Annotated in this window: 28 protein-coding genes and 1 pseudogene; 9 read left to right on the top strand and 20 right to left on the bottom strand. The window is 42.7% G+C overall.

Going from position 1 to position 22,334, the window contains the following annotated elements; all coding sequences use genetic code 11:
• Window positions 1-138: 138 nt before the first annotated feature.
• The gene (locus TV75_RS17945) at window positions 139-1,500 is read right to left on the bottom strand and encodes a YjiH family protein (RefSeq protein ID WP_044340186.1); all 1,362 of its coding nucleotides are present in this window, start codon (window positions 1,498-1,500) and stop codon (window positions 139-141) included.
• A gap of 397 nt (window positions 1,501-1,897) precedes the next feature.
• On the opposite strand from TV75_RS17945, the gene sda reads away from it, so the two are divergent.
• Window positions 1,898-2,029 carry a sporulation histidine kinase inhibitor Sda gene (sda, locus tag TV75_RS21635; RefSeq protein WP_082051344.1) on the top strand — a complete coding sequence of 44 codons (132 nt, stop codon included), beginning with the start codon at window positions 1,898-1,900 and terminating at the stop codon, window positions 2,027-2,029.
• 145 nt (window positions 2,030-2,174) lie between these two features.
• Here sda and TV75_RS17940 read toward each other — a convergent pair whose 3' ends face one another.
• A complete protein-coding gene (locus TV75_RS17940) occupies window positions 2,175-3,488 on the bottom strand; it encodes a short-chain fatty acid transporter (protein ID WP_044340185.1) in 1,314 nt (437 codons plus the stop codon).
• A 203-nt stretch (window positions 3,489-3,691) separates the two neighbouring features.
• Between TV75_RS17940 and TV75_RS17935 the strand changes: the two genes are divergently transcribed.
• Together TV75_RS17935 and TV75_RS17930 are read left to right on the top strand one after the other, a co-directional pair.
• Window positions 3,692-4,561: a Cof-type HAD-IIB family hydrolase gene (locus TV75_RS17935; protein WP_044340184.1), complete on the top strand. Its 870-nt coding sequence runs from the start codon at window positions 3,692-3,694 to the stop codon at window positions 4,559-4,561.
• A gap of 56 nt (window positions 4,562-4,617) precedes the next feature.
• Window positions 4,618-5,715 carry a PQQ-dependent sugar dehydrogenase gene (locus TV75_RS17930; protein WP_253275561.1) on the top strand — a complete coding sequence of 366 codons (1,098 nt, stop codon included), beginning with the start codon at window positions 4,618-4,620 and terminating at the stop codon, window positions 5,713-5,715.
• 76 nt (window positions 5,716-5,791) lie between these two features.
• On the opposite strand, the gene TV75_RS22410 is transcribed toward TV75_RS17930, so the two are convergent.
• The 15 genes and pseudogenes from TV75_RS22410 to TV75_RS17870 form a co-directional block, all read right to left on the bottom strand.
• Complete coding sequence (locus tag TV75_RS22410) at window positions 5,792-5,890, bottom strand: putative holin-like toxin (protein WP_220154059.1); 99 nt, start codon at window positions 5,888-5,890, stop codon at window positions 5,792-5,794.
• A gap of 150 nt (window positions 5,891-6,040) precedes the next feature.
• Window positions 6,041-6,193, bottom strand: a complete 153-nt coding sequence (locus TV75_RS21955) for a hypothetical protein (RefSeq protein ID WP_156142515.1) — start codon at window positions 6,191-6,193, stop codon at window positions 6,041-6,043.
• A 22-nt stretch (window positions 6,194-6,215) separates the two neighbouring features.
• Window positions 6,216-6,332 (bottom strand): annotated as a pseudogene (locus TV75_RS21630) (YvrJ family protein); the annotation flags it as partial.
• A gap of 84 nt (window positions 6,333-6,416) precedes the next feature.
• Window positions 6,417-6,965, bottom strand: coding sequence for an N-acetylmuramoyl-L-alanine amidase family protein (locus TV75_RS17925; RefSeq protein WP_044340183.1), 549 nt, complete (start codon window positions 6,963-6,965; stop codon window positions 6,417-6,419).
• A gap of 19 nt (window positions 6,966-6,984) precedes the next feature.
• Entirely contained in the window at window positions 6,985-7,617 is a 633-nt protein-coding gene (locus tag TV75_RS17920) for a D-Ala-D-Ala carboxypeptidase family metallohydrolase (RefSeq protein WP_052504611.1), read from the bottom strand.
• A 286-nt stretch (window positions 7,618-7,903) separates the two neighbouring features.
• Window positions 7,904-8,125, bottom strand: coding sequence for a hypothetical protein (locus tag TV75_RS17915; RefSeq protein ID WP_044340182.1), 222 nt, complete (start codon window positions 8,123-8,125; stop codon window positions 7,904-7,906).
• A 3-nt stretch (window positions 8,126-8,128) separates the two neighbouring features.
• The gene (locus TV75_RS17910; RefSeq protein WP_044340181.1) at window positions 8,129-8,704 is read right to left on the bottom strand and encodes a sigma-70 family RNA polymerase sigma factor; all 576 of its coding nucleotides are present in this window, start codon (window positions 8,702-8,704) and stop codon (window positions 8,129-8,131) included.
• 260 nt (window positions 8,705-8,964) lie between these two features.
• The gene (locus tag TV75_RS17905; RefSeq protein ID WP_044340180.1) at window positions 8,965-9,759 is read right to left on the bottom strand and encodes an SDR family NAD(P)-dependent oxidoreductase; all 795 of its coding nucleotides are present in this window, start codon (window positions 9,757-9,759) and stop codon (window positions 8,965-8,967) included.
• 301 nt (window positions 9,760-10,060) lie between these two features.
• On the bottom strand, window positions 10,061-10,708 hold the full coding sequence (locus TV75_RS17900; protein ID WP_044340179.1) for a TetR/AcrR family transcriptional regulator: 648 nt from the start codon (window positions 10,706-10,708) through the stop codon (window positions 10,061-10,063).
• Window positions 10,709-10,738: 30 nt separating this feature from the next.
• Window positions 10,739-11,755, bottom strand: a complete 1,017-nt coding sequence (locus tag TV75_RS17895) for an ABC transporter permease (RefSeq protein ID WP_044340178.1) — start codon at window positions 11,753-11,755, stop codon at window positions 10,739-10,741.
• Window positions 11,745-12,473 (bottom strand): ABC transporter ATP-binding protein, encoded by a 729-nt coding sequence (locus tag TV75_RS17890; RefSeq protein WP_044340177.1) that lies wholly within the window; start codon window positions 12,471-12,473, stop codon window positions 11,745-11,747. The genes TV75_RS17895 and TV75_RS17890 overlap by 11 nt, the downstream gene beginning before the upstream one ends.
• Window positions 12,474-12,656: 183 nt before the next feature.
• Window positions 12,657-13,340: a bacillithiol biosynthesis deacetylase BshB2 gene (gene bshB2, locus TV75_RS17885; RefSeq protein WP_044340176.1), complete on the bottom strand. Its 684-nt coding sequence runs from the start codon at window positions 13,338-13,340 to the stop codon at window positions 12,657-12,659.
• 34 nt (window positions 13,341-13,374) lie between these two features.
• Window positions 13,375-13,722, bottom strand: coding sequence for a YojF family protein (locus TV75_RS17880; protein ID WP_044340175.1), 348 nt, complete (start codon window positions 13,720-13,722; stop codon window positions 13,375-13,377).
• Between the two features lie 180 nt (window positions 13,723-13,902).
• Window positions 13,903-14,712: a pyridoxine/pyridoxal/pyridoxamine kinase gene (gene pdxK, locus TV75_RS17875; RefSeq protein ID WP_044340174.1), complete on the bottom strand. Its 810-nt coding sequence runs from the start codon at window positions 14,710-14,712 to the stop codon at window positions 13,903-13,905.
• Window positions 14,713-14,875: 163 nt separating this feature from the next.
• Window positions 14,876-15,226, bottom strand: a complete 351-nt coding sequence (locus TV75_RS17870) for a general stress protein (protein ID WP_044340173.1) — start codon at window positions 15,224-15,226, stop codon at window positions 14,876-14,878.
• A gap of 147 nt (window positions 15,227-15,373) precedes the next feature.
• Between TV75_RS17870 and TV75_RS17865 the strand changes: the two genes are divergently transcribed.
• The 4 genes from TV75_RS17865 (at window position 15,374) to TV75_RS17845 (ending at window position 17,900) form a co-directional block, all read left to right on the top strand.
• Window positions 15,374-16,141 (top strand): DUF4230 domain-containing protein, encoded by a 768-nt coding sequence (locus TV75_RS17865; RefSeq protein WP_052504610.1) that lies wholly within the window; start codon window positions 15,374-15,376, stop codon window positions 16,139-16,141.
• A gap of 15 nt (window positions 16,142-16,156) precedes the next feature.
• Window positions 16,157-16,828 carry a uracil-DNA glycosylase gene (locus tag TV75_RS17860; RefSeq protein ID WP_044340171.1) on the top strand — a complete coding sequence of 224 codons (672 nt, stop codon included), beginning with the start codon at window positions 16,157-16,159 and terminating at the stop codon, window positions 16,826-16,828.
• Window positions 16,829-17,201: 373 nt separating this feature from the next.
• Entirely contained in the window at window positions 17,202-17,495 is a 294-nt protein-coding gene (locus TV75_RS17850) for a YwdI family protein (protein ID WP_044340169.1), read from the top strand.
• Between the two features lie 33 nt (window positions 17,496-17,528).
• Window positions 17,529-17,900 carry a DUF423 domain-containing protein gene (locus tag TV75_RS17845; protein WP_044340168.1) on the top strand — a complete coding sequence of 124 codons (372 nt, stop codon included), beginning with the start codon at window positions 17,529-17,531 and terminating at the stop codon, window positions 17,898-17,900.
• A 47-nt stretch (window positions 17,901-17,947) separates the two neighbouring features.
• Here the strand turns inward: TV75_RS17845 and gerQ are convergent, their stop codons facing one another.
• From gerQ to hemQ, 3 genes are all read right to left on the bottom strand, one after another.
• Window positions 17,948-18,397 (bottom strand): spore coat protein GerQ, encoded by a 450-nt coding sequence (gene gerQ, locus TV75_RS17840; RefSeq protein WP_044340284.1) that lies wholly within the window; start codon window positions 18,395-18,397, stop codon window positions 17,948-17,950.
• A gap of 51 nt (window positions 18,398-18,448) precedes the next feature.
• Window positions 18,449-18,871 carry a cell wall hydrolase gene (locus tag TV75_RS17835; RefSeq protein ID WP_044340167.1) on the bottom strand — a complete coding sequence of 141 codons (423 nt, stop codon included), beginning with the start codon at window positions 18,869-18,871 and terminating at the stop codon, window positions 18,449-18,451.
• 162 nt (window positions 18,872-19,033) lie between these two features.
• On the bottom strand, window positions 19,034-19,780 hold the full coding sequence (hemQ, locus tag TV75_RS17830; protein WP_044340166.1) for a hydrogen peroxide-dependent heme synthase: 747 nt from the start codon (window positions 19,778-19,780) through the stop codon (window positions 19,034-19,036).
• 308 nt (window positions 19,781-20,088) lie between these two features.
• On the opposite strand from hemQ, the gene pta reads away from it, so the two are divergent.
• Window positions 20,089-21,060 (top strand): phosphate acetyltransferase, encoded by a 972-nt coding sequence (pta, locus tag TV75_RS17825; RefSeq protein ID WP_044340165.1) that lies wholly within the window; start codon window positions 20,089-20,091, stop codon window positions 21,058-21,060.
• Between the two features lie 198 nt (window positions 21,061-21,258).
• Window positions 21,259-22,101 carry a lipoate--protein ligase family protein gene (locus tag TV75_RS17820; protein WP_044340164.1) on the top strand — a complete coding sequence of 281 codons (843 nt, stop codon included), beginning with the start codon at window positions 21,259-21,261 and terminating at the stop codon, window positions 22,099-22,101.
• Window positions 22,102-22,334: the final 233 nt, after the last annotated feature.

The following is a 22,334-nucleotide window of genomic DNA, read 5'->3' as shown; positions in this document are numbered from 1 at the left end:
CGATTTTTTAACACTTACACTCATTTTATGCAAAGCAAATGGGTGAAAACAGCGGTAAGCGAGTGACTGAAAAGTTTAATAGTAACAAAGGAAATAAAAAACCCAGGTTCAAATCTGAACCTGGGTTTCATTCATCCATTAAAAAATCATATGAGCAATCGCCACAATGAAAAGTAAAGTCAAGAATGTACGCTGTAAGAAGATGATCACTAAGTCCTTGAAATCAACAGGAATCTTTGAACCTAGTAATAACCCACCCACTTCTGACATGTAGATTAATTGTGTCACAGATAAACAAGCAATGACGAACCTCGTTAAATCACTTTCAATTCCAGATCCGAAGATGGCTGGAAGGAACATGTCTGCAAAACCGACAAGGATTGATTGAGACGCTTCTGCTGCTTCTGGAATTTGTAAAAGCTCCAGTAATGGAATAAGCGGCATACCGATATATTCAAAGAACTTCGTGTTTTCCGCTACGATAAGTGCCGTTGTACCGATCGCCATAACAATTGGTGCTACACCCATCCACATATCCAACACATTCTTCATGCCATCAGTGAAAAATTTAGAAGTACTATTGTTGTTTTTCGCTTGAACAAGGGCTTGCTCATATCCATACCCAACGCGGCTGTAGCCTTCAGGAATGACCTCCATCGTGTTCTTGCCTTCTTGTCCATTATAGTAAGTGTCAGGCTTACGGGATAGAGGCGGGATTCGTGGCAATACAATTGCGGCAATAATCCCTGAAAGAGCCACTGTAAGATAGAAAGGAATGAAATAGTCTCCAAGACCAACCTCTGAAATGACGACTAAACTAAAGGTAATGGATACAACGGAGAAGGTTGTACCGATGATGGCTGCTTCCTTCTTGGTGTAATAGCCTTCCTCATATTGTTTGCTTGTCAGCAGTACCCCGATCGTCCCGTCTCCCAACCAGGAAGCTAAACAATCGATGGAGGATCGCCCTGGCAGACCGAATACAGGACGCATCACTTTTGTTAAGAGAGCACCGAATAATTCAAGTAGACCGAAATTCAATAATAAAGGTAGAAAAAGTCCGGCAAATAAAAATACAGAGAAAAGAATGGTGAGAAGTCCATCCGGGTTTAATAGGAGTCCACCCGTTGCGTCAGACCATACCCATTCAGGTCCTAATTTGAATAGCGTCATGATTGCAAACACAGCACCAAGGACTCTGACAAAAACCCATACAGGCCTTACATCGAATAGACTTGTGAAAAACGGTGATTTTTCAATGAAGGCTGGATGTAAGAGCTTTGTGATCAATGTTCCCAATACAGTAAGGATGATTAGTCCCGTCATGATCGCAGGTATATAACTCCCGATCCAGTCCTGTAATAGCCCTGAAAGAACCGCAATCGGTATCGTGATTCCGTCCTCCTGTGGAATCGGCACCATAAAAAGAAAAATTCCCAATAGGGAAGGAATGATAAATCGTAAATGACTTGTTAATGTAAAGCGATGTTGTCGATTCATAAATTCACCTCAGATGTAGTTATAACGGAAAATGAAACATTATTCATTTTAATGCATACATATAAATTTGTCCATAGGAAGTTCCAAGTAGGGAGATTATGCATTACCTAGCTGTTTTTCCCAAAAGGTGTGAATGTGAAACATGAAATGCCGAATGATCGATCTTGTAAATAATGTATACAAAAAAGAAAGCGCTATCTTTTAGTACCTCTCTATTTTACTAAAATTTTTAAAAATTTCAATTATAAGCTGAAAAACATTTCATTTATTTATTTTCATAGAGTTAAATCTGGGATATTATAGTTAAAAAATAATTAAATATTATGATAATTAGGTTTATGTATTGATTAAAAGGGTATTAGGAATTCATACCTTTGTTAGTCAGGAGTTGTAATTGATGACATCTTTAACGAAACTTACGGAAGAACAATTGGCTAATGTCTACCAATTAGCACAAGAAGAAGGGTTGGAAGAAGAATTTATTGAGATGTTAGAAGGGGAGCTGGAAAGAAGAGAAAATGTTCGATAGAATGTAAGCGAATATAGAACATAATGAACTGTCATACATAACGGCTGGTCTCACAGGAGGTCAGCTTTTTATTTTCATCATAAAAAAAGCGCCTAGAACTGTCTCACCATAGGAGGAACGGTTCAAGGCGCATGTGACTGTTATATTATAAGAATAATAATCCCAATGAAATGACGACTCCACTAACGACAAGGATGATTACACAGTATCCCATAATATCCTTTGCCTTTAATCCCGCAATTGCCAGAGCAGGCAATGCCCAGAACGGCTGGATCAGGTTTGTCCAGGCGTCGCCCCACGCCACGGCCATGGCAGTCTTTGCTACAGAAGCATCAAGGGTTTGAGCCGCATCAAGCATAATAGGAGCTTGGACGGCCCATTGTCCTCCTCCTGAAGGGACAAAGAAATTCACAATCCCGGCGCTGAGGAAAGCGAAGAAGTAAAAGGTCACATCATTTGAAATCGATACAAAGGCTTCAGACATGACGACAGCCAGACCCGATGCCGTCATCATCCCCATGATTCCAGCATAGAAAGGGAATTGAATGACAATCCCGCTCGCTCCCTTGATCGCTTCTTGAACAGCCGCAAGGAAGCGTTTAGGGGTCCCGTGAAAGAGAATGCCCAGGAATAAGAATAAAAAATTGACGATATCTAAATTCAGGGCGAAACCATTTTGAATAAAGTATGAAAATAAGAACGCAATCCCGAGAACGGCAGCAATAATCGATAAAACCATACTGTTTTCCAGACGCTCAGCAGGTGTTAACGCCCCTTTTTCAAGAGTGGCAGCTGTCTCATTAAAGAGCTCCGGATCCACAGTTACCGTCTCTTCTTTAGAAGGCATCAGCATTCTGTTTATGATGGGGAGAACAATAAATAGTGCTAAGACAATCAATACATTGAACGTAGCGAATATGGTTTCACTCGTGGAGATGACACCGATCATATCCTGGAAAGGATGATCTGCAGTCGCGATGGATAACGGAATGGAACCTGAGAAACCTGCATGCCAGACAACGAATCCAGAATAGGCACTGGCAATCAGCAATCGATAATCGACACCTTTCACCCGTTTGGCAAGCTCTTTCGCAAATAATGCCCCAATGACCAGCCCAAAGCCCCAGTTGATCCAGCTTGCAATCATGGAAACGATGGTAACGATGACAATCGCGGAACCGGGTGACTTCGCAAATGATGCCAGGAAGCCAAGGAACCGCTTAAACAGTGGACTGCTTGCCAGTACATACCCTGTAACAAGCACGAGAACCATCTGCATGGAAAAGGCAAGCAGGCTCCAGAAGCCGTTGCCCCAATACTGAACCATCTCAAGACTCGAACTTTCAGTGAAAATAAGCCCAAACCCGAACACAACCAACGTTAAAATGACAACAAATAAAAATGGATCAGGCAGATAGCGTTGCATAATCTTGTTCGATAATGATATAAGTGCTTTCAATTCATAATCCCCCTTATTTAATACACACCCTTTCTATTCTTCTATAATTGTACGTGAAAACCCTTTCAATTAAGTGAATTAACAGAAAATTACTCCGCATGTATTAATTTTGTTAAGAGTAAGGTACATCAGTACAAGAGGATAAATATTTCATGATACAATGGCTAAATTAAGAATACTTAAACGTAGAAAGGTGTCTACTTATGATTACATGTATTGCAACAGATATGGATGGAACCCTTTTAAACGAAAATCAAGAGATCAGTGAGGCCAACAAACAAGCCATACTGGACGCTCAGCAAAGAGGAGTAGAAGTGATTGTTGCCACAGGAAGATCGTATGAAGAAGCCAGATATGTCATAAAGGAAGCCGGCATCTCATGTGATATTATTTGTGCCAACGGTGCCGAGGTTCGAAATCAGAATGGTGAAATCGTTTATCAGGCCGGTATTGAATCAGTACGGGCGAAAGAAATTGCCGCTGCACTAAACCAGACAGGTATTTACTTTGAAATATACACAGATCAAGGAACGTACACCGAAAACTATGAAATGGGCATCGAGCTGATCGTCGACATTTTTACAACAGCCAATCCAAATGTGTCGGAACAGCAAGTGAGGCAGGCAGCAAAAGAACGTTTTGAAAAAGGTCATATTAAATTGGTAGACGATTATGGGATCCTTTTCGAGGATTCTTCTCAACTTGTTTACAAATTTCTTGTTTTCTCTTTTGATGAAAAGCAATTAACAGAAGCGAACGAAAAATTACATGAAATAGCTGGCATCGCGATCAGCTCATCTGGTAAAGAAAATATTGAAGTGAATAGTCTCGAAGCTCAAAAAGGTGTCGCTTTGGAAAAACTCCTGAATGACAAAGGGCTTTCAGTCAAACATGCAATGGCCATGGGTGATAACCTCAATGACCTATCCATGATGAAAGTAGTTGGGAGACCGGTTGCCATGGGCAATGCCCTGGATCAAGTTAAAGAATTCTGTCCTTACTCAACCGCAACCAACCGTGAGGACGGTGTCGCAAAAGCGATTCAGGAGGCTCTTCAACAGACAGCAAAGTAATGAGAACATCTCCCCTTGTCCATACTGGTAAAAAAGAGAATATGGGAGCTGAGAAATTGAGAAACCGAAAAAATCGCAGTTGGTTCTTATTTGTCATTGGTCTTAGCTTGTTACTCAGTGCCTGCTCAATGGGACAGCCGGATGTACAGCAGGAAGAAAGTGAATCCGTCAGCAAACCGAGTGTCGAAAGCAACGTGATCGCCCAGGACCTCTCCATTCCCTGGTCGATAAATAAACTCGGAGATGATTTCTACCTCACCCAAAGAACTGGCGATATTGTTGAAATAAGGGATGGAAAAAAATCCGTTGTGAAAACCAACCTTTCAAAACCGTTGTCGAAGCGTCCTGAAGCGGGACTACTGGGATTTGTGCTTCACCCGGACTTCAAGGCGAATCAGCAGGCTTATGCCTACTATACGTATGATGAATCAGGAGACGCTTATAACCGGGTAGTGGTATTACAACGAAAGGAAAACGGGTGGAGCGAGGAAAAAGTCCTGCTCGACCGAATCCCAAGCGGTCAATACCACCACGGGGGAAGACTTGAAATCGGGCCGGATCACAAGCTCTACATTACGGCAGGGGACGCCACTCAACAGGACAAGGCACAGGATCTCTCCTTTCTTGGCGGAAAAATTCTTCGGATGAATCAGGATGGGGGAATACCGGACGACAATCCATTTAAGGATTCATACGTTTACAGTTACGGCCATCGCAATCCTCAGGGACTCGCATGGAACGAAGCCGGGGAGCTATATGCAACGGAACATGGACCAAATGGATATGATGAAGTGAATCGTATTGAAGCCGGCAACAATTATGGCTGGCCAAAGATTACAGGGGATGAGAAAGGGGATTCCTTGGTATCGCCCCTCGTTCACTCCGGCGAACCTTCATGGGCCCCGTCAGGAGCGGATTTTTGGAATGAGGACTTAGTGTTTGCATCTCTCGCTGGTCAAAGTGTGAAGAGATTCGACATCGAAACCAGGAAGGTATCTGACTTGCTTACAGGTTTCGGCAGGATTCGCGATGTATTTGTGGATGGGGATACCCTTTACTTTGTCTCAAATAACACAGATGGCCGTGGAATTCCCCGTGAAAATGATGATAAATTGTATGAAGTGGATGTGAATTCGCTTAAGATTGAAGAATAGAGATATGAAACCTTCTTTTGCGTTGAGCAAAGGAAGGTTTTTTCTTTGCAAAAAAATAACACGCTCTTCAGCGTGTTTATGAATTCTTATTCTCATCATTGTCTTTATATTTTAGAATAGCGATCACAAACATCCCAAAGCTGAGCATCAGAGATAAAACTTCAAATGTATTCATATATACATCGCCTCCTTACTTTAAGGCTTCCCGGACTCAGGATTGTCCTATACGCTTTGGGAAAATAAAAAAAATGAAACCTTCTTTTGATTTACGGAAGTGACTGATATCCAGCTTCAGCGGTATAGAAAAAAGGTTGAGCATCAAGGCTCAACCTTTTACATGTGTGTCTCTCATGTTAAGTAAGATGATGCCCAGGGAAAGTAGAACCAATGCAACCCAATAGTTGTTATTCACTAACAGGAGAGTCATTCCCGAGCAGCTTAGCAATATAGCGATGAATCCCCATACTAATTTGATCAAATTACGTATCCTCCAGCTTCAACTATTTCTCGTTTTTACTATACGCTTTAGATAGGGAGTGGATGGCCAATTCGAGTTGCTCCAACTTCTTTTCCAGTTTCACTAATAAAAAGAGTGTGACGGCAATGGGAAATCCGAAGTTTCCTAGTAATTGAACAAATACGGATTAATCCATTGAAACTCCTCCTTAGGTGCAAGCCGGCCTGAGCCAGCCTGCGTTTTGTTACGATTCGAGGTTAAGTGCTTTTGCTATTCCAGCTGCAATGGCATTGGCTAATCCAGTAAGAAAGATTGGGTCTTTTAAAAGATTCGTATCATTCACGCTGTCGATAAAGAGATTCTCCAGCAAAATAGCAGGCATGGCCGTTTCTCTTAAGACAGAGAAGTTCGCTTCCTTTTGTCCACGGTCTCTTAATCCATATGTTGAGTAAAAATTCATCATCTCCCCATGGAGGACATCTTGTCGTCTTCCCGTTTCAGAAGCTGCTGAACCTGGGTAAATAAAACTTTCAAACCCTGTACCGCCACCTGCATTATGGTGAAGAGATACAAAGTAAGCGGCGCCTAGTCCATTCGCATAATCCGCTCGCTCTGATAATCCTGCATATACATCCGTTTCTCTTGTTAAACGAACGGCCACTATAAAGTTGTCTTCCAAAACCTTCTGAACCTTTAAACCGATATCCAGCGTGAGATCCTTCTCCTGCAGTCCGTTTCCAATAGCGCCTGGGTCTGTTCCCCCGTGACCTGGATCAAGTACAATGATTGGCATAATCTTATTTCCCCCTTCCTTAAGCCCAGTAAAATGATTGAGAACCATAAGGATACTCGATACGGCTATCCACATGAACGAATGTTGTATATTTAATAATCCCGCTAAAGCCGCATGTTTTGGCGATTTCAGCCACTTGAGTAGGCGTTTTCCCTGACGGATCAACATCAGCTGCGATTCCGTAAGTGTGCATACTATTAGAGGCACCGCCGACATTCCGGTTATGAGTGATGCTTCTGAATCCGGAATTGATCACAACAGGCGGGTTCCCCAATTTTTTACGTAGAGCTTCAAGCTTGTACATTAATCGTCGTACATTTTCCCTAACTTGAGTAGAGCCGACATTTCCTCCCGAGAAGCCGCTTCCGTCCTTCGAATAGAATTCACTGAAAGCAAAGTTGATCGTCGAGCCGTCGCTTGCTTCAAGGGCATTCAATTTGCTATGTGTTTGCGGTCCTGCGATTCCGTCAGCTGAAAGACCGTACGCACTTTGGAATCGTTTGACGGCCGCTTCCGTTCCCGGTCCGAATGCGCCATCCACCGACACATATGTTTTGGAAGGAGAACTTGCTGCCCATCCTGCCACCCGGATCTGAAGTTCCTTTACATCGCTGCCTGAATCACCTTGTCGTAATGTTCTTGTCCAATTCATTGATCATCGCTCCCTTTGTATGTTTGTGGCAATAAGGGATGAAGAGTGAGAAAGACCATCCCAATCTCTCTCACTCTGTTTTGTTTGCCTTACACTCTATAAAGAAGAAGTGGAGGGAGAAATGACAACCTGGAGCAGGAAGTTTTATAAAAAGCTTTTTTCGTGAATGTTTTAAAAAGCGAGTACGGTTGATTACAGCGAGAGTGTTTGCTTTAGAGAGAATAGAAATAGATCAAGCATTGAAAAAGGACAAGTACCCACAGGTTTTGTGGGTGCTTGTCCTTTTTTATTGTTTATTTAAATCAAATAATCCCGGTACATTCTCTAATGAATAGTCCCTGACAAATCGTATCACCTTAATCTTTAATTCTTGTTCAAGATCATCTCTATTTTCTACCCTGGTTAAATACAATGATTTCTTTATCTTCGGTTCGAAGGTCTGGATGACGTTCGTTTCATATTCTGTGTTGCATTGGGCTTCTTTTACAAGGTCATATAATATTCCCATGCTTTATGATTCTCCTTTATCCAAGATTGATTTTAAAGTGCTTAACGCTTTTCGATGGGTTTTCGAAACAGCCTGTTGTGATATGCCAAGAATTCTTGATATTTCAGTATCATTTAATTCCTGAACGTAAGCTAAGTCGAGGATATGCTTTTGTTTGTCCGTTAACGCTTCATAAGCCTGTAGCAATTCTTCATTCTCCAGGCAGTCTGTTAAAGTCGAGTAGTTTGCGAAAGGGGGCATTTCTGCAGGGTCGGGCACAAGATCAATAAAAGATCCGCCTTCGTCTTGATCGACTTTGTTATCAAGGGTCAAAGGGTGGCGTTCACTATATTTCCTAACATGCTTGTCAAAGTTCACACTGTGAAAATAGAGGGACGAACTGACGTATGAGGTGAACCGGATATCAAAGTAATGTGCCTTAAAGGCTTCGTTTAAATGTTCTTCCTTACGCGCACTGGGCTGACGTAAAAAATCTTCTATTAATTTCTGATTTTCCGATTGACTGATAAAGGAATCAACAGCTTTATTATGTTTGAGATGAGGATAATGACGATAAAATTCACTAATTAACGAATCCATTTTTTCACCACCAATAGAACGTATGTTCGATTTTGAAGTAAAAAAAAGAGGAGAAAGATCTCTCTGCTTTTACTTTATAAAGAAGCGGAAGGGGTCGATTCCACAACCTTCTTCTAAATTATCGTTCCATAGTACTATTTATTAAACCACATTTTACTGAATGGTGTAAGTGATGAATGCACTAAATTTTACTTTTTAACCACTTATTAACTTAATGAGGGAACACCGTTCGTGTTTGAACGGTGTTCTGTAAAGGTTTATCAACGCATCACGCTGCCTCCTGAAATCTTCACCGACTCTCCAACAATGTTCACGGCGGCATCACTCAATAGATACACAATCGTATTCGCCACCTCGTTCGGTGAGGTCAATCGTCCAGAAGGGATACTGTCTTTCGCGATCTCTAATTGCTCCTCGTAGCTCCTGCCTTCTCGTTCGCCTTTTGATTTGATGGCGTTTCGTCCCATTTCCGTATCTACATAACCCGGGCAAATGGCATTCACTCGAATATTGTTTTCGATCGCTTCAGTGGCAAATGCCTGTGTAAAACCGGTAACCGCAAACTTTGATGCACTATACGCACTGTTACCGTGAGTTCCTCTCAATCCTGAAAGGGAGGAGATGTTGACGATGGAGCCTTTCATCTTATCCTTCATTTGATTATAAACGGCCTGTGAGAGTCGTACCAATGAGAAATAGTTTAACTCCATGATCTTTCTGGCATCTTCTTCTGATAGCTTCTCTACCATATCACCACCGCCTATTCCGGCAGAGTTGACGAGCCCTGTGATGGGACCATGTTCTTCGATTGCGGATGATAGCAGCTGCTCCAGGTCCTGTGCGCCCGTAAGATCCGCCTTGTACATAAACACCCGTTTTGGGTCCTGACAGTCATTCTTTAGTTGCTCCAGCTTTTCTTCATTTCTGCCTGTGATCGTCACTTTGGCTCCTGCCTGCACTGCCACTTTCGCCGTCTCGTATCCAATGCCGCCCGTTGCACCAGTGATGAGAATATGTTGTTCTTTCAAAGTATTTTCGTGGAAAAGAAAACTCATGGTTCTACCTCCTTGTGATGTATAGTAGGTTTTACCCGTTTGGGGCAGGGGGGAAACGAATGGATAGGTAAGTTATTCAGGGAGTTTTGAAAATAAAATCCTGGATTTGAAAATAAATCATTGAAAATTGAAAATAAAATCGGAAATTTGAAAATAAATGCCTTGGATTTGAAAATAAACTCCTCCAGATAAGTATCAGAGAGGTTAAGTCAAGCTCTCAAATGGCTACTTCAGTCCTGATTCCCGTTTTCTAACCAAAAAAAGAGCTCCAAATCGATTATTCGGAGCTCTTACCACACATTTATCCCTTCCCGATCCCATTCACAATCATCTGCACCGTCATCTCGATTTCCTTCTCATCATCCCAATCTTCTTCGGGAAGGAAGAGGTAGCGGACCAGGAGCAATCCGAAGATACTGGTGGCTGAAAAGCGAACGACAGCCGGAGAAGGCAAGTCTATTATTTGTCCTTTTTCCTTATAATGATCGACGAGCCGGACAAATTTCCCGAACACTTTATCAGCGATATGCTCTTTGAATTGTTCTTTTAATTCCGGATGAAAAGGGATTTCCTGTATTAAAATCTTGAATGCCGTCATGTTCTCTTTTAAAAATTCCTGTCGGTTAAGGATCATGGCTTTAAGGAAATCCTCGTACCGATCATACTTCGCATCTAACACTTTATTAATATCCCGGATCACAAAAGGAGCAATCAGTTTCGCCATCGTGGGAGATACGATGGAAAGAAGCAGGTCCTTCTTCGTTTTATAGTGCCTGAAGATGGTTCCTTCTGCGACGCCGGCTTTTTTGGCAATTTGGCTGGTAGAGGTGGAGGCATAGCCTTTTTCAGCAAACATTTCAATGGCTGCTTCTACTATTTTCTGCTGTTTCTCCGTCAGTGTTTCCTCTTGGTCAAATAGATGCTTGAATAGATTATTATCTTCTAACATGCTTAAACCCCTAACTTGTCGTTTCTCACCCTATATTTTACGGTATTTTCTGAGGGCTGCAACATTAAGAACAATAAAGAGTAAAGAAAATCCAATAAGCACGGATAGGTTAAGGAGCAGGTCTTCGAAGCCAAAGCCCCGTATCATCACATCTCTCAATGCGTCCGCTGCGTAATAAAGAGGGGTGATCGGTCCAATCCAGCTTAGCCATTCAGAAATCGTATCCAGGTTAAACAGTCCTGAGAAGAAGATTTGCGGTACGACAACTATGGGAATGAACTGCATCATCTGTAATTCATTCTTGGCAAAAGCAGATAGCAATATTCCTAATGTAAGAGCGGTAAACGATAGGGAGACAATGATGATTAACAGATTGAAAAAGCTCCCTTTCATCATCATGTCCAATACGTAAATCGAATACCAGGAAATCAAGGATGCCTGTAAAAGGGTGACGATGCCAAATCCAATCACGTAGCTTGCGACCATCTCCCAAATCTTGATCGGTGAAGCAAGCAACCTTTCGAGTGTACCAGTGGTTCTTTCTCTCAAGAAAGATACCCCGCTGATCAAAAACACAAAGAAGAAAACGAAAAATCCAAGTAGAACAGGTCCAAAGGAGTCAAACATCTCCATGTCCTTGCTTCCGTACACAAACTCTATCTGATCTGATAGTTTTTGAGAGTCGGAGGGAAACAACGTTTGAACCTTCTTCATCACAGCCCCGTTGACAGTGGGGTCACTTCCTTCAATGACAATGGAAGGACTGGATGGATCATCGAATGAAATATAGCCGTCCAACTTGCCATTTTTAATATCGCTTAACGCTTTATCCGTACCTGAATAGGTTTCAAAATCACTCGTATCGACCTTTGCTTCAAGCTGCTGCGGCAGATCCAGTATCGCCACCTTGGCATCGTAATCATCAGAGTTAAATACGAGGGACAACATACTCAGAATCAACAGAGGAGCTAGAAACATCAAGGCCAATGTTCGTTTATCCCTTAGTAGTTGTTGAAGAATCCGAATGACAAAACCTCTAATTCTCAATGGAAACACCTCCGTTTTTCAAGAATACATCTTCAATCGAAGACACCCCATACGTTTCTTTAATGGCATCAGGCGTATCACTTGAAATGATTTCTCCATGCTGCAGGAGGCCCAATCGGTCACATCGTTCTGCTTCATCCATCACATGTGTTGTAATGATAAGGGTTCTGCCTTCTTCCTTAAGACGGTGAAAGCTATCCCATATTTCCTTTCTTAAAACGGGATCAATCCCGACGGTCGGCTCATCCAAAAATAAAACCTCGGGATCATGTAAGAGGGCAATGGCAAGGGACAACCTTCTTTTCATGCCTCCAGAATACTGGTGTACAGGCTTATGAAGGTGAGCCAGCAGATCGACGGTAGTCATCACTTTTTCAATTTGCTCGTTCCGTTTCGCTTTTTTTAATCCATAAAGAGATGCCATGAAAGATAAATTTTCCTTCGCTGTCAGCTCATCATAGAGGGCATCTGATTGGGCCATATATCCGATGGTTGGGTACAGCTCTTTTGCTTTCAGCTTGTTCCCTTTGAAGGTTACACTCCCGGTTGACGGTGTTTCGAGACCGATCATAAGTTTGATCAAAGTTGTTTTCCCTGAACCAGAGGGTCCTAACAAACCATAGATATCCCCACTTTGGATGTTGAGAGATACGTTTTTTAATACTTCTTGGGAGCCGAATGATTTAGACAGCCCGTTCAATTGGATGATGGAATTCAATTGAATCACACCTTTCAGAAATAATGAGTGATTACTCACTCTTAATATAAAGTATGTTGGAGGAAATGTAAAGTGAGTAATCACTCACTAATTAGTTATAACTATTCTATTCGTAAAAATTACTCCATAGAAGAGAACAACAAAAAAAGAGCTTGAGCAAAGCCCAAACTCTTTTCATCATCATTATTTTACTGTGTCATTTTCCCATTGGTAACTCCAGAATCGTTCCACTGTCACCCATTTTAAGGCTTCAGGGTCATTTTGTTGAATGCCCTTCTCCAAATCCTTCAGCATCCACGCTGTTTGAGAGATATGAGCCTTCATGGCACCGATTTTTTGATCTTTAACAGGTGTGATATCTACAAGGATATCAGGCTTCCCTAATTCTTGTTCACAATCCTTTGAGAAAGCAAGGCAGTGAAGCTTAGGTCTTGATTCTTTTGGCAAGCGTCGAACGGCACGGACCACCGCTCTTGCTGTTGCTTCATGATCGGGATGAACAGAATAGTCCGGATAGAACGTGATGATAAGAGATGGATTTAATTCTTCAATTAACTCTGTCACCATGTTTGAAAGTTTCTCATCATTTTCAAATTCCAGGGTTTTATCCCGGTATCCCATCATGCGTAAATCCTGAATCCCCATCACATCGGCCGCTTTTTGTAACTCTTTTTTGCGAATCTCTGGAAGCGATTCTCTTGTTGCGAAAGGTGGGTTTCCTAAGTTTCTTCCCATTTCCCCTAACGTAAGGCAGGCATAAGTAACGGGCGTTTCGTTTTTCACATGGGTGGAAATGGTACCTGATACGCCAAATGCTTCATCATCGGGATGTGGAAAGATGACAAGTACTTGTCTTTCTTTTTCCATTTTGACCTCTCCTTTTAAATTTGGTTCATATCGTTTATTTGAAAGGTGTCGGGCTGATTTCAAGGGCAACGGCCAGTTTCCCGTCGGCACCGTGTCCTGCAAGTAACAGGCGACCTTGTTCATCCAACTCATAATGAGTCAGTCCTTCAGCATAGATCCAGCCGATTTCGATTTTTAAACCGACACGGTAAGGTCCGTCCCCAATGATTTTCCCGTGTTCATAGTTGACTTTCGCGTTGCGGATATAGGCTCCAGCGGAAAAGAAGCCCTCATTAAAGTGAGAAGCATAAGCTCCGTTGGTGGTTTCTAAATGTATATAAACGTCCTGACGGGCAAGTTGAGTAATGATCCCCTGGACATCGGCAATCCTGATCGGTTCCATTCTTTTTCCTCCTTAGATACAGAAAAGACTCTTAACCATTATGTACTATCTTACTAAAATTCATGAGTGATTGCGAAAAGTATGATTGAGGAGGAGAGAGGGGAATTAACAGTAGAGGTCCGTCCCTCTAAAAAAATGCCAGGCACGAAATCTTTCTTTCGTGCCTGGCACCGATACATATTATTTTTCAAATCGATTGTAAGCCCCATGCATGACTGGACCTACGTATTCATTGAGTTTGAATCCGTGTTTGATGGCTGCTGTAACGAAGGTTTTCGCGTTTTGTACTGCTTCTTTCACGTCTTGTCCATTTGCAAGGTTTGATGTGATGGCTGCTGCGAATGTACAGCCTGCTCCGTGGTTATACGTCGTTTCTACTTTTTCTTCTTCTAGCAGAGTGAATTCGTTCCCGTCATAGAATAGATCAAGAGCTTTGTCGTGTTGTAATTGTTTTCCACCCTTGATGACAACATTTTTCGCTCCAAGGTCGTGAATTTTCTTGGCTGCTTCCTTCATTTCATCAATGGTTTTGATCGGCCCTGACCCGGCAAGCTGACCTGCTTCGAATAGGTTTGGGGTTACCACAGTGGCACGCTTGAGCAAATGCTCTCTCATGGCATCTGTTGTTTCAGGGTTTAATACTTCATCTTCCCCCTTACATACCATTACAGGATCGATGACGACTTTATCTAAACCGAATGCATCCATTTTCTTCGCTGCAAGCTCGATGATTTCGACAGTACCGAGCATTCCTGTTTTCATTGCATCAATTCCGACAGAAAGGACGGTTTCCAATTGTGCTTCCAGTGTATCGATGGATAATGGGTGAACTTGGTGGTGCCAATGGTTGTTCGGATCCATCGTCACAACCGTTGTAAGGGCTGTCATGCCATACACGCCATGCTCCTGGAATGTTTTAAGATCTGCTTGGATCCCGGCTCCACCGCTTGTATCGGATCCGGCGATCGTAAGGGTTTTTTTCAATGTCATGGTTGCATTCCTCCTATGAAATGTAACTTCGCTATAAATGTAAAAGTCTGACTAAAGAATATAATAACCTGCAGCTAAATACAAATCCTTTTGGCTATTACAAAAAAAGACGCCGGGAATGATTTCCCCTGGCGTCTTTTGGAATTGAGTGGATGGTTAAAACTTAGAATGGTTTCGCATTATTATTTGTTGCTTCTTTGGAAGCGACGATGACAAGTTTTCCTTTATCCAGTTCTTCTTCATAGGCATCTGCTTCTGCCTGGTTCATCCCCACGGACTTCATTTTCGAACGTAATTCATCTCCGCGGCTATTGAATAGATTACCCATGGACTCAATGATTCCTTGTTCTTTAATACCGGTGGATTCCGTATGGGTCGCCTCGGTAATGTGTTCAGAACGATGCTTGTCATGTGCGAACACATAGATTTCATCTTTAGAGTAACCTTCACTTGTAAACATTTCAATTTCTCTTTTCGCTTCTACAACATTTTCAGCAGTTTGAACTTTATACATGATCGATACCTCCGTGTATTAATTTAATGTCTTGTTCCTTCTTTTCCCGGTTGTGGCAAAATCAAACTTTCCATAATATAGAAATGATTTTGAGAGAATAATTGTTTCCAAGATTCTACATTATTTCCTATAATAGAAGAGAGGAAGGTGAAGCATTTGACAAATAAATATAAGAAGATACAAGAAATTGAAGCGATTTTAGCAGATTTGAAAGCGAATGAGAGAGAATCCAGTGCCTCATTGGCGATTGAAAATAGAAGCAGTAGACATATGCCGGCTTTGAAATTAACAACATCCGTTCTGTCCTTTTGGAAGAATAGAGTGTTGTTGATTCTCCTTCTTTTCATCCTACTAGTAGGAGGTGTATCCATTGGGGTCTATTCGTGGTTATCCGGCTCCACCTTTACAGAAGAGAAGGGGTCGTTTGTAGAGCGGATCCAAGAGATGAGTTCATTGGCGACGGCTCAAGGGTTTGTAAAGGCAGTGATCGAGCAGGAGGATAATCAATTATTCGGGAAAGACATCAATACAGATCTTCCGGGGACAAAACGAAAGCTTCTGATGGTTGTTCCTGGAACCGTGCTGGCAGGTGTTGATTTACAGGGAATCGATAAAGACGATATAGTAGTCGATGAAGAGAAGAAGGAAATACAGTTAACCCTGCCCCGGGCTGAGATTCTGCAAGATCCGTCTATTGATTCCGAGAACATCAAGACCTTTTCGGTAGAAGGGATTTTCAGGAATGATGTGGACTGGAATGAAGGGTTTGCCCTGGCGGAAGTGGCAAAGGATCAAATCAGTCAGGAAGCGGTTGAGCAGGGATTGCTTCAAGCCGCAGAGAAAAACGCTGAGAAATCACTGAAGGGTTTCTTTGAACAATTGGGCTATGACATTACGATTCAGTATCAAGACTAGAAAGGATGTCTAACAATGAAGACGATTTTTCACAACGATTGGGCAGACATTCTGGAAGATGAGCTTCAGATGGAATACTATCAGACCTTGAGAGGATGGCTGAAAGGGGAATATGAGGCGAACACGACATATCCTTCTATGCATGATATCTTCAATGCTTTTCACTACACACCTTACGAAGATGTAAAGGTGGTATTGCTTGGGCAAGATCCATATCATGGGCCCAATCAGGCAGAAGGTTTAAGTTTTTCTGTCAAAAAAGGAGTCAAGATTCCTCCGTCATTACGAAATATGTATAAAGAGCTTCAGGATGATATCGGATGTCCGATTCCTGCCCACGGATCCCTGGTGAAATGGGCAGAGCAAGGCGTCCTCTTATTAAATACCGTCTTAACCGTACAGGATGGGAAGGCGCACTCCCACCGCGGGAAAGGATGGGAACGATTCACGGATCACGTCATCTCGATCCTGAATGAAAGGGAGAAGCCGATGGTGTTTATTTTATGGGGGAAACCCGCCCAAGCGAAGCAGTCATTCATTGATTCTTCTAAGCACCATATTGTGACGGCTCCTCATCCGAGTCCATTATCTGCACACCGGGGTTTCTTTGGAAGTAAACCATATTCAAAAACAAACGGGTTCCTGCGGGAACAAGGGATAAAAGAGATTGACTGGTGTATCGAGTAACCGGATGTTTCACGTGAAACAATGGACAGCCCCTCGTAAATGGAGGGGTTTATTTTATAGAGGGAGGGGACGCCAAGTGAAAAATGAGAAGCGGATCAACTGTTTTCAATGTCATTATTTCTATACAACCTGGGAGCAGGCACATCCCCGGGGTTGCAGAGGCTACGGGTTCAAAACGAAAGCCATGCCTTCCATGGTGGTCTTTCAATCCTCGGGGAGTCCCTGTATGAAATTCAAGCCTAAACAGGGATGAAGACATTTGCGAAATCCTTCATTTAGAATTAGGATAATGATGTAGGTTCTAAAGAGGGAGTACATACTGTATGCAAAGAGATAATATATACGGGAAGACTTGTGAAAGGAGTCATCAATCGTGAATATCCCACATCAATCATTAATAAAGAAAATAGAACATGAACTCGGAAAGGCGAAATCAGCGGAAAAGTCACAGCAAATTCGTGAACATGTGTATTCAATAAAGGCTTTATGCGAGGTATTATTGGAGGAAAACCATGGGGCGGTTTCTGCACCAACTCCGTTTCAGACCCAGCAAACGATGCCTTATTTTCAAGAATCCCAGCCGAGTCAGAAGCCTGTTTCCATTCAGAAAGAAGAGCCTTTGGAAACGGATGACGGAGCGAATGGGAATTCTTTATTCGATTTTTAATCATTAAGTAAAAGAAGGAGCAGGAGGGCCATTATGAAAACATTCATTATCATTGGAGCAATCAACGCCTTTTTATCTGTCGCTTTAGGAGCATTCGGTGCCCATGCATTGGAAGGGAAGATCTCCCAGAAGTATATCGACACATGGAATACCGGAGTCCTGTATCAAATGTTCCACGCCATCGGAATCATCATCGTCGGGGTCCTGATGGGGAATGTGACACCAACATCGTTACTGTCCTGGTCTGGATGGTTGATGCTGATCGGAACGATTTTATTCTCAGGAAGCCTGTATGTACTTAGCCTTTCCGGAATTAAGGTACTTGGAGCGATCACGCCTCTTGGTGGCGTAAGCTTCTTGGTTGCATGGGTGCTTCTGATCATGTTTGCAGCGAAAACATTATAAAATGGAAATACCCTGTAAGGAAAGTGATTTCCTTACAGGGTATTTTTTTATCGTTGTGAATAGCCTTGCATAGAGCCTCCTGCCCCAAACGGATATTCATATTCAATTTCTTCATCAAATGTAATATAGTCTAAATAAATCATTGGAATGAGGTACCGGGTCCCGGTTTGTGGATCACTCAGGATAAGATGATCCCGGCCAGCTGCTTCAATGATTCCTTTGAAAATCTTTGCATTCCATTCCGTATTGTTTTCGAATGTAGTATACACAGTCGCTACTTTTCCTTTATTCAACCTGAGAATATTCTCGATATACGATTCTTCTATCGGAAGCATCCCTTGAACATTTTGAGAGGGAGCCTGTGTATTCATCGGTTGAGGTACCTGTAGACCGCCGCCACCTTGCTGCTGGGGATAATATTGACCCTGCCCTTGCCCTTGCCCTCCACCGTAATACTGACCATATGGATTATATGCTGATTGATTATACCCTTGCATATACGGGTTTGATTGTTGATTCGCCAAACCGAATACCTCCTTAAAATAAAGTTAAAATACTTTTGGACAATCACCTTTAGTGGGTTGATAGAAGCAGTGGGACTTGAATCGCCCTGAGTTTGCCTGGTTATACCATTGAGGAGGACAGTCGCCTCCCGGTTTGAAGAACCATAGAGAGAATTGGGCAGGGTGATATCTGCTTCCTTTAATGGTCTTTCTTGCTAAATCGATTTCCTTTTGTCGTGCCCGTTGATAGAAGTAACCTTTTTGGGTGGCCTCGAATCCACCGGGACTCTGAAACACCATGTCTTGAAGAGAAGCTAATTTCTTGAAGTCAAGGCAATCGGATCGTACCCGGTTCACCCCGACATTCCCTACCATCAACATGCCTAGCTGTCCTTCTCCTTCTGCTTCAGCCCTCATCAATCGAGCCAGAAGTTTCACTTCCTTTTCGTTATAAGGAATAACTCCCATATTCCCACCTCACTTTAGGAGATGCTATATGTCTCACTATTTCATGTCTATGTGGGGGGAGAAAAATATATTCGTTTGTTTTTGGAAAGTGGATAGGGATATGAGGGGACATAATGTTATAAAAAAACGACAAGCCTCAGGAGCTTGTCGTTTAGAGTGTATTTAGTTCACGTGAAGGAATTTTGAAATCGCTTCTTCTTTTAATAGATTTCCTACGTAGAAGGTACCGAATTCGCCGTAGCGTGCGCTTACTTCATCAAAACGCATTTCGTATACAAGCTTTTTGAATTGAAGCACGTCATCAGCAAATAAGGTAACACCCCACTCATAATCATCAAAACCAACAGAACCCGTAATGATCTGTTTTACTTTTCCTGCGTATTGACGACCGATCATTCCATGACTTCTCATCATGTCACGACGCTCCTCCATAGGCAGCATATACCAGTTATCGTTCCCTTGGCGACGCTTGTCCATCGGGTAGAAGCAGATATGGTTCGCTTTCGGGAGGATCGGATAGATACGTTCCTGTACATATGGGTTCTCATAAGGGTCGCCTTCAGAAGGCATGTAGTTACCAAGTTCCACAACAGAAACATAAGAGAATGTCGGGATCGTGAATTCAGCGATTTTCAGCTTGTTGAATTCATTTTCCAGCTCATTTAATTCTTCCATAGTAGGACGAAGGATCATGAACATGAAGTCTGCTTTTTGACCAACGATGGTGTAAAGAGCATGACTTCCTTCTTTCGCGTCTTGAGTGCTGTTTAACTTATCTAAGAAACGGTGGAATTCTGCAATCGCCGAGGCTCTTTCTTCACTCGGAAGCATCTTCCAGGTAGTCCAATCCATCGCGCGAAAATCATGCAGGGAATACCAACCATCTAATGTTTGTGCCGGTTCTGCCAACGTAATCACTCCTTAAAGTACTTTTTCCAACTTTACTATATCATAGTTTGACCTTAGAGTAAGAATACAAAACCCAATGTCGATAAAATGGCACAAATGTTGGATAGGCGAGGGATTTCTGGAACACACTATCTTCGTAGATTGTTACATAGGCTTAACGTTGATGAGGAATGGGTAAAGGAGAACGGGAATTGTTAGAAAACAAAGACTTTTATGGTGAAACCGATATCATTTCTCCTTTTCCTTGAATTCCTATATGAGAAGAGTATTCTAAGATTGGATATGTATAAATCAAGGAGGTTCCTCTATTGAGCAACTTATTTACAACACTAACAGATAAAGTAAAAGGCAAAGAGTTAAAAATCGTTTTCCCTGAAGGTACAGATGAACGCATTCTGGCAGCAGCGTCCCGTTTAGCGGCTGACGGCATTTTAACACCTATCGTAGTCGGAAACGTGGATGAAGTAAATGCCAAAGCGGATCAACTGGGTGTGAAGCTTGACGGTTGTGACGTTGTCGACCCGGCATCATTCCCTGGAATGGACGAGCTTGTGAAGGCATTCGTAGAGCGTCGTAAAGGAAAGGCATCAGAAGAAGATGCGAAGAAAATCCTATTAGACGGAAACTATTTCGGAACGATGCTTGTTTACACAGGCCAGGCGCACGGCCTAGTAAGTGGAGCAGCTCATTCAACAGCTGATACGGTTCGCCCTGCTCTTCAGATCATCAAAACAAAAGAAGGCGTCCGCAAAACTTCCGGTGTGTTCATCATGGTTCGTGAAGAGGAGAAATATGTATTCGCTGACTGTGCGATCAACATTTCTCCTGACAGCCAGGATCTTGCTGAAATCGCGATTGAAAGTGCGAAAACAGCTGAAATGTTTGACATCGACCCACGCGTAGCAATGCTAAGCTTCTCTACAAAAGGTTCGGCTAAATCACCGGAAACAGAAAAAGTGGTTGAAGCCGTTTCTGTAGCAAAAGAAAAAGCACCGGAACTGACGGTCGATGGTGAATTCCAATTCGACGCTGCCTTTGTCCCATCTGTAGCAGAGAAAAAAGCACCTGGTGCAGATATCCAGGGTAATGCCAACGTATTTGTATTCCCAAGCCTCGAAGCAGGAAACATCGGGTACAAAATCGCCCAACGCCTAGGAAACTTCGAAGCAGTCGGACCGATCCTTCAAGGACTGAACGCACCCGTGAACGACTTATCCCGTGGGTGTAACGAGGAAGACGTATATAAATTGGCTTTGATTACTGCTGCTCAGGCGCTGTAATGATATAGATGATTTGAGCCGGATCCTTAAGGGGGTTCGGTTTTTTTGTGGGTCTGTGGTTCAGGGGTGCCTTCAATCGGTGCCAGGCACCAGTAGAGTAAGAAATGAATAGCCCCTTGGATTGTCCAACCCCTTTTCAGCAACCCCCTCATTATATGATATAATGAGCTCGCATGTTGTGAGTGAAGGAGAAGCGTTATGGATAAGGAAAAAGCATATGCACTGCTTCGTCAAGATAGATGGAGAGTGATTGATCAATCAAGTTTAGGACCGTTGTTTGGAGCCCTGCAGTCGTTTGCCATGGATGATACGTTGTGCACGGTGATTGGAGCGGGACAGTCCGACCCAACGGCACGCTCATGGGTTCACCATCAAACGGTCGTACTGGGCATTCAGGATACAAAGCTGCCGTTTCTTTCAGATGCCTTGAAGGTCTTGGAAGAAGAAGGCTATCAATATATTGTAAGAAATTCCGGAGGCCTTGCGGTTGTATTGGATGAAGGAGTATTGAATCTATCATTGGTTTTCCCCGATTCTGAAAAAGGGATTGATATTAATCGTGGCTACGATGCAATGTGGTTACTGGTTGAGGATATGTTCAAGGACTTTGACGTAGAAATCGAAGCGAAGGAGATCACCCAATCGTACTGTCCCGGCAGCTATGATTTAAGTATCAATGATCAGAAGTTTGCGGGTATTTCCCAGCGCAGAATCAGGAATGGAGTAGCCGTACAGGTGTACCTCTGCGTCAATGGAAGCGGTTCTGAACGGGCGAGGCTGATCCAGCGTTTTTATGAAACCGGGTTGAAGAATGGAAAGACGAAGTTCACATTTCCTGTTATTGATCCTGAAGTGATGGCTTCTTTATCGGAGCTGCTTGGCGTCGAGTTATCGATTCAAGATGTGATGCTCAGGTTCCTGCAGTCGTTGAAAGGGTTCAGCGGCGAATTTTACAGCAGTGCCCTTCAAGGGGAAGAGTATGGAATGTATGAAATGTATTATCAGAGGGTCGTTGATCGGAATGAGAAGTTTTTGGGATAAAAGATAGGCTGGACTCCGTATGGGGCCCAGCTTTTTAGATTGGATGTGTGAATTAGATCTGGTTAGCTGGATTTTATTGGTGAAAGACGCAATAAATCCGAAAGCGACGCAATTAAGGTCCTTTTTGACGCAAAAACCTGAAAAACGACGCAATCATCAATGATTTTGACGCAATTAATCCACAAACGACGCAATCGGGCTGCTACTCTAGATTAAGTCCATATAATTGTGTA

Origin of the sequence: Rossellomorea aquimaris, from assembly GCF_000935355.1 — a bacterium.
In the GTDB taxonomy this organism is placed as follows: Bacteria; Bacillota; Bacilli; order Bacillales; family Bacillaceae_B; genus Rossellomorea; species Rossellomorea aquimaris_B.
This window is presented reverse-complemented; position numbering and strand designations above follow the sequence as displayed.